Here is a 10,950-nt window from a genome sequence, read left to right as displayed (position 1 = left end):
TAACGGCTGGGTATCGTGCATCGAATGGTGAGCATTGCCAACGTCCGCGCAGAAGTCGGGCAAGAGTTGATAGCCACCGCCGGGGGCGGTATCGCGCACGATGGCGTCATGGACGTGGAGCAGCTCGCCGAGTCGCTGGCCCAGCTGGTGCTGGCCGGCGCCGACCTCGGCGACCTCGTCGCCGCGATCGGCGACGCGCTCGACGTCCAGGTCGCGGTCACCACGACCGACGGGCGTGAGCGCGCCGCTCGCGTCGACGACGCCATGCGCGAGCGGATCACCGCGGCCGGCCTGAGGGACGAGACGGGCCGGCTGCGCGTCGAGTGGCTCGGCGACCGCGGCGGCCACGAGGGCCAGCCGGTGGCGGGAGCCCACGTCCACCGTGAGCCGCTGGCCGCGCCGAACCAGGCCCTGGGCCATCTCGTGGCCATCGCCGAGCAGGGGATGACCTCCCAGCAGATCGTGGCCCTGCAGCGCGCCGCCACTGCCGTCTCGCTCTCGATCACCCGCGAGCAGGCGGTCTCCGCCGTGGAGAACAAGTACCGCGGCGACTTCCTGCGCGACGTCTTCCTGGGCCGCGCCGGCACCGACGAGTTCGTGCGCGAGCACGTCGTGGGCTTCGGCTGGGACCTCAGCGGGCCGACGATCGTGCTGGCCGCGCAGATCGACCCCCAGCCGTCGTACCAGCCGCCGGCGTCGGTGGAGGACCGGCGCCACTGGCAGGAGCGCTTCGCCAACGCGTGGCGCCAGGTCGCCGCGGCGGTGGACCGGGCGATCCCGATCGCCGACTTCGGCTCGGAGGTCGTCGCGGTGCTGCCGGCCGAGGATCCCGAGGCGGCGGCCGCGCTGGTGCGCCGTCTGGTGCATGCGGTCGCCGGCGACAAGGGTGGCGGCCGCCGGCCCTTCACGGCAGGGGTCGGCCGGGTGGCGGCAGCTCCCTCGGGTCTGCCCGACAGCTACACGCAGGCGCGGCGGGCGCTCGAGGTCGGGCGTCGCTTCCGCGGCCCGAGCACCACCACGTGGTTCGACGACCTCGGCCTGCACCGGCTGATCGCGATGGTGCCGGACACCGAGGAGCTGCGGGCCTTCGCCCACGACGTCCTGGGCGAGCTGGCCGGCAGCACGGAGGAGGCCGTCACGCTCCGCGAGACGCTCCAGGTGCTGCTCAACACCAACTTCAACGTGGCCGAGGCCGCGCGCACGCAGTTCTTCCACTACAACACGATGCGCTACCGCGTCGGCAAGCTCGAGCGGATGCTGGGTCCGGTCGCGTCCGACCAGAACCTGCGCCTCGACGTGGCGGTCGCGCTCAAGGTCCTCGAGGTCGTCAGTCGATGACGGGCCGATGAACGCGGCCGGAATCGCGGGCAACTTCCGACAGCAGATTCCCGGGATCCTTTGGCGATAGTGGCCAGTGAGGTGTGATCTCGCCCTCAATAGGTTGGGGAGTCTCGGCGGCCCCCAAACCGGGAGCAACGAGCAGCCCCAGATCAGGAGGACTCAGCATGTCGATGTTCAAGTGGGAGGTAGTGAACCCGGCGCCCGGCGAGCCGGTCGCGCCCCACCAACGCCTTCCGTGGGGGCGGACCGTCGGTCTCGGAGCACAGCACGTCGTCGCCATGTTCGGCGCGACCTTCGTGTTCCCGATCGTGATGGGTCTCGACCCCAACCTCGCCATCATGTTCTCGGGCATCTGCACGATCGGCTTCCTGCTGATCTGCAACAACAAGGTGCCGAGCTATCTCGGCACCAGCGCGTCGTTCGTCGCGGGCGTGGCCGCGATCCGCGCCCAGGGCGGTGACTCCGCGGACGTCACGGGCGCCATCCTCGTCGCCGGCCTCGTGCTCGCCGCCGTCGGCGTGGCGGTCCACTTCGCCGGCGCCGGCCTGATCCACAAGATCCTGCCGCCCGCCGTCACCGGCGCGGTCGTGATGCTGATCGGCTTCAACCTCGCGCCGGTCGTCGCCGGCGTGTACTGGCCCCAGGACCAGTGGATCGCCCTGGCCACGGCCGCCTTCATGGTCTGTGCCGCCGTGCTGCTGCCGGGCTTCTGGTCGCGCATCGCCGTCTTCCTCGCCCTGATCTTCGGCTACCTCGTCTCGTTCCTCGCGGACAAGATGTTCGGTGCGATCACCTCGGTGACGCCCGTGTCCGGTGGCGAGGCGGTCGAGCACGACCGCGTCTCGTGGGCCGGCGTCAAGGCCGCCGACTGGATCGGCTTCCCCAGCGGCGACCTCGCCGACGGCGTCTCGGTCGTCCACGGCCCCAGCTTCTCGATGACCTTCATCCTGCTGGTGCTGCCGGGCGTCATCGCCCTCATCGCCGAGAACACCGGTCACGTCAAGGCGGTCGCCGAGATGACCGGCGAGAACCTCGACCCCTACATGGGACGCGCCATCGGTGCCGACGGCGCCGCCACCGCGTTCGCCAGCCTCTTCGGCGGCTCGCCCACCACCACCTACGCGGAGAACATCGGCGTCATGGGCGCCACCCGGGTGTACTCGACGGCGGCGTACTACGTCGCCGGCATCGTGGCGGTCCTGCTCGGCCTGTGCCCGAAGTTCGGCGCCATCGTGAACGCCACCCCGGGCGGCGTCCTGGGCGGCATCACCGTCGTCCTCTACGGGATGATCGGACTGGTCGGCGCGAAGATCTGGGTCGAGAACAACGTCGACTTCGGCAACCCGGTCAACATGGTCGGCCTCGCCGGCGGCCTGATCGCCGGCATCGGCGGGGTCACCCTCAAGGTCACCGACGACTTCGAGCTCGGCGGCATCGCCCTCGGCACCATCATGGTCATCGTCTTCTTCCACCTCGTGAAGGGACGCAGCGCCGAGGCGACATCGGGAGAGGTGACGAAGAGGCTGTGAAGCCCGCACCGTTCGACTACGTCCGGCCGGGGACCCTGGAGGCTGCCCTCCAGGCCCTGGCCGGGCACCCGGAGGCCAAGGTCCTGGCGGGCGGCCAGAGCCTGGTCCCGCTGCTGTCGATGCGCCTGGCCGCGCCCGCTCTGCTCGTCGACATCAACGACCTGCCCGACCTGGACCACGTCCGCGTCGACGCGGACGGGGTCCGGATCGGCGCCCTGGCCCGTCACGCGGAGGTCCTCCGAGACCCCGGCGTCGCGCGGGTCCAGCCGCTCGTGCCGCTGGCGCTCGCGAACGTCGCGCACGCCACCATCCGCAACCGCGGCACCACCGTGGGCTCCCTGGTCCACGCGGACGCGGCCGCCGAGATGCCGATGGTCCTGCGCCTGCTCGAGGGCTCGCTCGACGCCGCCGGACCCGGCGGTCGCCGTACGGTCCCCGCCGCGGAGCTGTACGTCGGCCCGCTCGAGTCCAGCCTCCAGCACGACGAGATCGCCGTGGAGGCGTTCTTCCCGGCACTGCCCGCCGGCAGCGGAGTGGCCTTCGAGGAGATCGCCCGCCGGCACGGCGACTACGCCATGTGCGGGGTCGCCGCCGTCGTGGCCGTCGAGGGCGATCGGGTCGTGTCGGCCAGGGCCGGCTACCTCTCGGTGTCCGACATCCCGGTCGTGGTGGACCTCACCGACGCCCTCGGAGGAGCGATCGACGAGCGTGCCCTGGCCTCGGCCGCCGCGGCCGCGCTCGAGCAGCTCGACCCGGAGACCGACATCCACGCCACGGCGGACTACCGCGCGCACCTCGCCAGGGTGCTGACCGCGCGGGTCCTCGCCGCGGCCTACGACGACGCCCGTGCCCGGGCGGAGGGACGATCGTGACCGAGAACCAGCATGAGATCCGGCTGAGGGTCAACGGCACCGAGCACGACGTGGCGGTGCCCGCGCGCCGCCTGCTGTCCGACGCGCTGCGCCACGACCTCGGCCTCACCGGCACCCACGTCGGCTGCGAGCACGGCGTGTGCGGTGCCTGCACCGTCCTGGTCGACGGCCAGCCGATGCGCAGCTGCCTGATGTTCGCGGTGTCCGCGGCCGGCCACGACATCACCACCGTCGAGGGCCTCGCCCGCCCCGACGGCGAGCTCGGCCCCGTGCAGCAGGCGTTCCGCGAGTGCCACGGCCTCCAGTGCGGCTTCTGCACCCCCGGCTTCCTGACGACCATCACCGCCGGCATCGCCGAGAACCCGGACCCGACCGAGGACGAGGCGCGCGACATGGTCGCCGGCAACCTGTGCCGCTGCACGGGCTACCAGAACATCGTCAAGGCCGTGTGCCGCGCCGCGGAGCTCGCGCGGGGGAGCGAGGTCGCGCAGTGACGACGAAGATGATGGGCCAGAAGGTCCAGCGCGTCGAGGACGACCGGCTGGTGCGCGGCACCGGCCGCTATGTCGACGACGTCGCCCTCGACGCCGCCCACGCGGCGGTCCTGCGCAGCCCGCACGCCCACGCGCGGATCCTGTCGATCGACGTCGACGCGGTCCTCGACCTCGAGGGCGTCCACGCGGTGTGGACCTACGAGGACCTCGAGGGCGCCATGGCCGACCCGCTGCCGCTCCTCATCCCGCACCCCACGCTGACCCACGGCCGCACCCAGTACGCGCTGGCCAAGGACGAGGTCAACTACGTCGGCGAGGCGATCGCCTTCGTCGTGGCCGAGGACCGGTACGTCGCCGAGGACGCGCTCGCCCGCATCGTCGTCGAGTACGAGCCGCTGCCGGCCGTCGTCGGCATCGAGGCCGCCCGCGACGGCGCCCACCTGGTGCACGACGACGTCCCCGGCAACGTGGCCGCCCGCATGGAGCAGTCCAACGGCGACGCCGCGGCCGCGATCGCGGGCGCACCCCGTCGGCTCTCCCTCGACCTCCACATCGAGCGCAGTGCCTGCATGCCGATGGAGGGGCGCGGCACCGTCGCGCGCTGGGACCCCGACCAGGGCCGGCTGCAGGTGTGGACCTCGACCCAGACCTCCACCGGGGTACGCGCCGCGATCGCCGCCAAGCTCGGCCTCGACCTCGGGCAGGTCGACGTGATCACCCCCGACGTCGGCGGCGGGTTCGGCGTCAAGATCGTGCACCCGTGGCCCGAGGAGCTGCTGGTGCCGCTCGCCGCCCAGCGGCTGGGACGTGCGGTCAAGTTCACCGAGGACCGCCGCGAGCACTTCATCTCCTCGGCGCACGAGCGCGCGCAGGTGCACCACGTCGAGGTCGGGTTCGACGACGAGGGCCGGGTGCTCGGCCTCGACGTGCGGTTCTGGCACGACCACGGCGCGTACACGCCGTACGGCCTGATCGTCCCGATCATCACCTCGACCCAGCTGCTGGGCCCCTACAAGCCGGGTGCCTACCACGTGCAGTTCGACTCGCTCTACACGAACACCGTCATCGTGACGCCCTACCGCGGCGCCGGTCGCCCCCAGGGCTGCTTCGTGATGGAGCGGACCATGGACGCCATCGCCGCGGAGCTCGGCAAGGACCGGGCCGAGGTGCGGGCGGTGAACTTCATCCAGCCCGACGAGTTCCCCTACGAGCACGGCCTGACCTTCCAGGACGGCCGGGACCTCACCTACGACTCCGGCGACTACCCGGCGATGCTGGAGAAGATGAAGGAGCTCGTCGGCTGGGACGACTTCGAGTCCTTCCGCGCCGAGAAGGCGGCCGAGGGCAAGCGGGTCGGCATCGGCCTCGCGTGCTACGTCGAGGGCACCGGCGTCGGCCCGTACGAGGGCGCGCACGTCCACATCGAGACCTCCGGCAAGGTGAAGGTCGCGACCGGCCTGACCTCGCAGGGCCAGGGCCACCAGACGGCCTTCGCCCAGATCGTCGCGGACGAGCTCGGCGTCCGCTTCGAGGACGTCGAGATCACCACCGGCGACACCCGCCGGATGCCGTACGCCGTCGGCACCTTCGCCTCGCGCGCGGCGGTGATGAGCGGGTCCGCGATCCACCTCGCCGCCAAGCGCGCGAAGGAGAAGGCGCTCCGGATCGCCGCGGACGCGCTCGAGGCGGACGTCGACGACCTCGAGATCGTCGACGGCGTGATCAGCGTGCGCGGCACCGACAGCGCCATCCCGCTCGGCACCGTGGCGGTCCTGTCCAACCCGCTGCGCTACGCCTTCGACGAGGCGTCCAAGGCGGCCACCCAGTTCAGCGTCGGCGACCCGGGCAAGCCGCCGGTGGCCGAGGACGACGAGCCCGGCCTCGAGGGCAAGGACTTCTACTCGCCGCCGCGCTCGACCTTCGCCTCCGGCATGCACGCCGTCGTCGTGGAGACCGACGTCGAGACCGCCGAGATCCGGATCCTCAAGTACGCCGTGGTCCACGACTGCGGCCATCTCATCAACCCGATGATCGTCGAGGGCCAGATCCACGGCGGCGTAGCGCAGGGCGTCGGCGGCGCCCTCTACGAGCGGATGGCGTACGACGAGTCCGGCCAGCTGCTCAACGCCTCGTTCATGGACTTCCTCATGCCCTACGTCACCGAGGTGCCGGCGAGCATCGAGATCGACCACCTGGAGACGCCGTCTCCGCTCAACCCCCTCGGCATCAAGGGCGCGGGCGAGGCCGGGGTGATCCCCGGGTCCGCCGCCTTCGCCGCCGCCATCGAGGACGCCGAGCGGGCCGTGCTCCCGTCGTTCGGCATCACCGCCATGCCCATCTCGCCCTCGGAGCTGTTCGCGCTCCGCGCGGCCCACGCCCCCCACGCTCAGGAGTCGAAGTGAAGATCAGCGGCCAGAACACCATCGGCGCGCCCGTCGCGAAGGTCTGGGAGGCCATCCTCGACCCGCGGGTGCTGGTGGCGACCATCCCGGGCTGCGAGCAGCTCGAGGCGACCGGCGAGAACGCCTACGCGATGACGGTCAGCGCGGGTGTCGCCGCCATCAAGGGCACCTACTCGGGCTCGTGCGTACTGGAGGACCTGCGCCCCGGCGAGGGGCTGACGATGAAGCTGAAGGGTGCCGGCGCCCCGGGCACGATCGACGCGACCGTGCTCGTCACCTTCGCCGAGCAGGACGGCCAGACGCTCCTGTCGTACGACGCCGACGCGGTCGTCGGCGGCATGATCGGCGGGGTCGGCCAGCGCATGCTCACCAGCGTCTCCCGGCGGATGGCCGCGGAGTTCTTCGGCAACGTCGAGAAGGTCATCGCCAACGGCCTGCCGGCCGAGGCGGTCACCGCAGTGGAGCCCTCGGCGCCCGGCGAGGCGCCGGTCTACGCGGCCGCTCCCAAGGCGGGCTCCGCCCCTGCGGTCGGGGGCGAGTCCTTCCTCCTCGGCGTCGCCGTCGGTGGCGGGCTGGTCCTCGCCGGCGTGATCGTGGGCGGGCTGCTGGGCCGTCGGCGATGATCTCGGTCGACTCCACCGCGCGCGACCAGGGGGCCGCCGTACGACGCCGCGAGATCTCGGCGCGCGAGCTGCTCGACCTCCACCTCGACCGGATCGCCGAGCGCAACCCCGAGCTCAACGCGATCGTCTCGCTCGACGAGTCCCGCGCCCGGGCGGGCGCTGCCGCCGCGGACGAGCTGCTCGCGTCGGGCGCCGAGGTCGGGCCGCTGCACGGTCTGCCCTTCGCCTTCAAGGACACCCACCAGGTCGGCGGCTGGCGGACCACCTGGGGCTCGACGATCTACGCCGACCACGTGCCCGAGCGCGACGAGCTGATCGTCGAGCGGGTGCGCGCGGCCGGCGCGGTGACGATCGGCAAGACCAACGTCCCGGAGTTCGCGGCGGGATCGCACACCTTCAACAAGGTCTTCGGCACGACCCTGAACCCGGTCGACCCGACGCGGTCCGCGGGTGGCTCGAGCGGGGGAGCGGCGTGCGCTCTGGCGGCGGGCATGGTCCCCCTGGCCGACGGGTCCGACATGGGCGGCTCGCTGCGCAACCCGGCCTCCTTCTGCGGTGTCGTCGGGATGCGGCCGAGCCTGGGCAGAGTGCCCGAGTGGCCGCTCTACAACCAGTGGGAGACGACCTCGGTCGGCGGCCCGATGGCCCGCAACGTCGGCGACCTCGCCCTCTTGCTGGCCGTCATGGCCGGTCCCGACCCACGCGCCCCGCAGGCCCTGGGCGACCCGGGCGCGTCCTTCGCGTCGCCGTCGCCGGCGTCCCTGGCCGGGCTGAGGGTCGCCCTGACCGTCGACCTCGGCGGTGCCCTCGAGGTCGACCACGAGGTGGCGGCCGTCGTCGAGTCCGCGGGCCGCGCGCTCGGTGCGGCCGGGGCGTCGGTCGCGTCGGCGCACCCGGACCTGTCGCTGGCCGAGGACACCTTCCGCACCCTGCGGGCCTGGCACTTCCAGGCCAAGCTGGGAGCGCTGCTCGCGGAGCATCCGGACGCCTTCAAGGCCTCGCTCGCCGACAACATCCGTGCCGGGGAGTCCCTCACCGGCGCCGACGTCGCCCGCGCCTACACGCAGCGCACCGCGCTGTCCGAGACGATGCGGTCGTTCTTCGGCTCCTACGACGTGCTGGTGCTGCCGGTCTCCCAGGTCCCGCCGTTCCCGGCGTCCCAGGAGTTCCCCACCGAGATCAACGGCAAGCCGATGGCGACCTATCTCGACTGGATGCGCTCGGCGTACTTCATCACCGTCACGGGATGCCCCGCCATCTCGGTGCCCTTCGGCACCACCTCCGCCGGCCTCCCCGTGGGCGTGCAGCTCGTCGCACGGCACGGCGCCGACCGGCAGCTGCTCGAGGTGGCGCTCGCCGTCGAGGGGCTCGCCGGTCGCTGAGGGCTGCGGGGTGCTGGCGCTGCGGATTCACCACGGGATGTAGGCGAAGCCGAGCATCCCCGGTGGAGTTCCGCTACAGAAGCGCGGACCGGCCTACATCCCGTGGTGAATCCGCCTCCCTCGCCCAGCTCCGCCCCAGCAACATCTGCCCACAACTGCCCCCTCCCTCGGCAGATGTCGCCGTCGTGCACCGCCGCGCGGCTGACTTGAATGTCAGTCATGACAGCGAGGCGGATCAGGATCGGCATCGACACCGGCGGCACGTTCACCGACGTCGTCGCCTTCGACGAGGACAGCGGCGAGGTCGTCACGACCAAGACCCCCAGTACGCCGGGGAACCCGGCCGACGGGTTCCTGGCGGGCATCGACAAGGTGCTCGGGATCGCGGGGGCGGAGTTCGCCGACGTGGTCGCCGTCAGCCACGGGACGACGGTCGCGACCAACCAGCTCCTCGAGGGCAAGGTGGACGCGCTCGGGTTCATCACCACCGCGGGCTACGAGGCGATGCTCGAGATCGCCCGCCAGTCGGTCCCCGACGGCTACGGCAACTCGTACTTCTGGGTGAAGCCGGACCGGATCGTGCCGCGCGACCTGGTGAGGGGCGTCGGCGGGCGCCTCGACTTCACCGGCGCGGAGATCCGGCCCTTCGACGAGGACGGCGCGCGTCGTACGGCCCGCTGGTTCAAGGACAAGGGCATCGACACGCTGGGTGTCTGCTTCCTGCACGCGTACGCCAACCCGGCGCACGAGGAGCGGATGCGCGAGATCATCGCCGAGGAGCACCCCGACGCCGTCGTCTCGATCTCCAGCGAGGTGCTGCGCGAGTACCGCGAGTACGAGCGCTCGATGACCACGCTCGTCGACGCCGCCGTCAAGCCGAAGCTCAGCCGCTACGTCAACAACATCAAGGAGCGGCTCGCGACCCAGAGCGGACGCACCATCCCGTTCTACGTCATGAAGTCCAACGGCGGCGTGCTGTCGGCCGACGAGGTCGTGCACCAGCCGATCACCACCGTCCTCTCCGGACCCGCCGCGGGCGCCCTCGGCGCCGCGCTCATCGCGAAGGTCGCCGGCTTCGACCGGGTCCTGACCTCCGACGGCGGCGGCACGTCGACCGACGTCTCGGTCGTCATCGACGGCGACCCCACGCTGACCACCGAGGGCAGCGTCGGCGTCTACCCCTCCAAGATCCCGATGATCGACGTCGTCACCGTCGGCGCGGGCGGCGGCTCGATCGCGTGGCTCTCGCCCGAGGGCACCCTCAAGGTCGGCCCCCACTCGGCCGGCGCCGACCCGGGCCCGATCTGCTACCGCAAGGGTGGCACCGACGTCACGATCACCGACGCCCACGTCTTCCTCGGGCGGATCCCTCCCCACCTGCTCGGCGGCGAGATCCCGCTCGACGTCGACGCCGCGAGCGCCGCGATCCAGCAGCTCGCCGGCAAGCTCGGGATCTCCGCGGAGGCCTGCGCGACGGGGATCCTCGAGATCTCCGCGTGGAACCAGGCCAACGCGCTGCGCCAGGTGACCGTCAAGCGCGGGCTCGACGTCCGCGACTTCACGCTCACCACCTTCGGTGGCTCCGGGTCGCTGCTGCTGTGCCGGCTGATGGACATCCTCAACGTCCCGACCGTGCTGGTCCCGCCGAACCCGGGCAACGTCTCCGCCTTCGGCCTGCTCACGGTCGACGTGAAGAACGACTACGTGCAGACCCACGTCGCGCTCCAGGAGAACCTCGACCCGGCCGACCTCCAGAGCGAGTACGACGTGCTCACGGAGCGGGCCGCCGCCGCGCTCACCAAGGAGGGCTTCGCGCCGGCCGACCATGTCTTCGTGCGGACCGCCGACGTGCGCTACTTCGGCCAGGCCTTCGAGGTGCGCGTCGGCGTACCGGACGGCCCGATCACGGCCGAGACGCTCGCCACGGTCGCCGAGCGCTTCCACGCCGAGCACCGCGTGCTCTACGGCTACGACTTCTCCGGCGACCCGACGCAGCAGGTCGAGGTCGTCAACCTGCGCGTCTCCGGCGTCGGCCCGATCAAGCGGCCGGAGATCCTGCGCGTCGACGACGCCCGCCCCGAGCCGCGGCCCACCGGCACGCGCTCGGTCTGCTTCGACGCCGACGCCGGGTACGTCGAGACGCCGGTCTTCTGGCGCCCCGACCTGCCGGCCGGCCAGGTGCTCGCCGGCCCGGTGATCATCGAGGAGTTCGGCTCCACCGTGCCCATCCACCCCGGCTTCACGGCCCGGGTCGACGACTACGCCAACATCATCGTGACGCGCACCCAGCAGTCGGAGGAGAGCTGA

At 71.8% G+C, this 10,950-nt stretch carries 8 protein-coding genes; all 8 read left to right on the top strand.

Features of this window, described 5'->3' with window-relative positions; genetic code table 11:
* Positions 1-108 precede the first annotated feature (108 nt).
* Entirely contained in the window at positions 109-1,338 is a 1,230-nt protein-coding gene (locus ACJ5H2_RS16595) for a PucR family transcriptional regulator (RefSeq protein WP_408896536.1), read from the top strand.
* 167 nt (positions 1,339-1,505) lie between these two features.
* Complete coding sequence (locus tag ACJ5H2_RS16590; protein WP_408896535.1) at positions 1,506-2,870, top strand: uracil-xanthine permease family protein; 1,365 nt, start codon at positions 1,506-1,508, stop codon at positions 2,868-2,870.
* Complete coding sequence (locus ACJ5H2_RS16585; protein ID WP_408896534.1) at positions 2,867-3,742, top strand: FAD binding domain-containing protein; 876 nt, start codon at positions 2,867-2,869, stop codon at positions 3,740-3,742. Before ACJ5H2_RS16590 ends, ACJ5H2_RS16585 begins: the two co-directional genes overlap by 4 nt.
* Complete coding sequence (locus tag ACJ5H2_RS16580; protein WP_408896533.1) at positions 3,739-4,236, top strand: (2Fe-2S)-binding protein; 498 nt, start codon at positions 3,739-3,741, stop codon at positions 4,234-4,236. Before ACJ5H2_RS16585 ends, ACJ5H2_RS16580 begins: the two co-directional genes overlap by 4 nt.
* Positions 4,233-6,638 carry an aerobic carbon-monoxide dehydrogenase large subunit gene (gene cutA, locus ACJ5H2_RS16575; RefSeq protein WP_408896532.1) on the top strand — a complete coding sequence of 802 codons (2,406 nt, stop codon included), beginning with the start codon at positions 4,233-4,235 and terminating at the stop codon, positions 6,636-6,638. The genes ACJ5H2_RS16580 and cutA overlap by 4 nt, the downstream gene beginning before the upstream one ends.
* A complete protein-coding gene (locus ACJ5H2_RS16570; RefSeq protein ID WP_408896531.1) occupies positions 6,635-7,261 on the top strand; it encodes an SRPBCC family protein in 627 nt (208 codons plus the stop codon). Before cutA ends, ACJ5H2_RS16570 begins: the two co-directional genes overlap by 4 nt.
* Entirely contained in the window at positions 7,258-8,643 is a 1,386-nt protein-coding gene (locus tag ACJ5H2_RS16565; RefSeq protein ID WP_408896530.1) for an amidase, read from the top strand. The genes ACJ5H2_RS16570 and ACJ5H2_RS16565 overlap by 4 nt, the downstream gene beginning before the upstream one ends.
* A 219-nt stretch (positions 8,644-8,862) precedes the next feature.
* Complete coding sequence (locus tag ACJ5H2_RS16560) at positions 8,863-10,950, top strand: hydantoinase/oxoprolinase family protein (RefSeq protein ID WP_408896528.1); 2,088 nt, start codon at positions 8,863-8,865, stop codon at positions 10,948-10,950.

Origin of the sequence: Nocardioides pymetrozini (assembly GCF_046058985.1) — a bacterium.
Classification (GTDB): Bacteria; Actinomycetota; Actinomycetes; order Propionibacteriales; family Nocardioidaceae; genus Nocardioides.
Note: the sequence above shows the minus strand (reverse complement) of the source record. Positions and strands in the feature narration are given on the sequence as shown.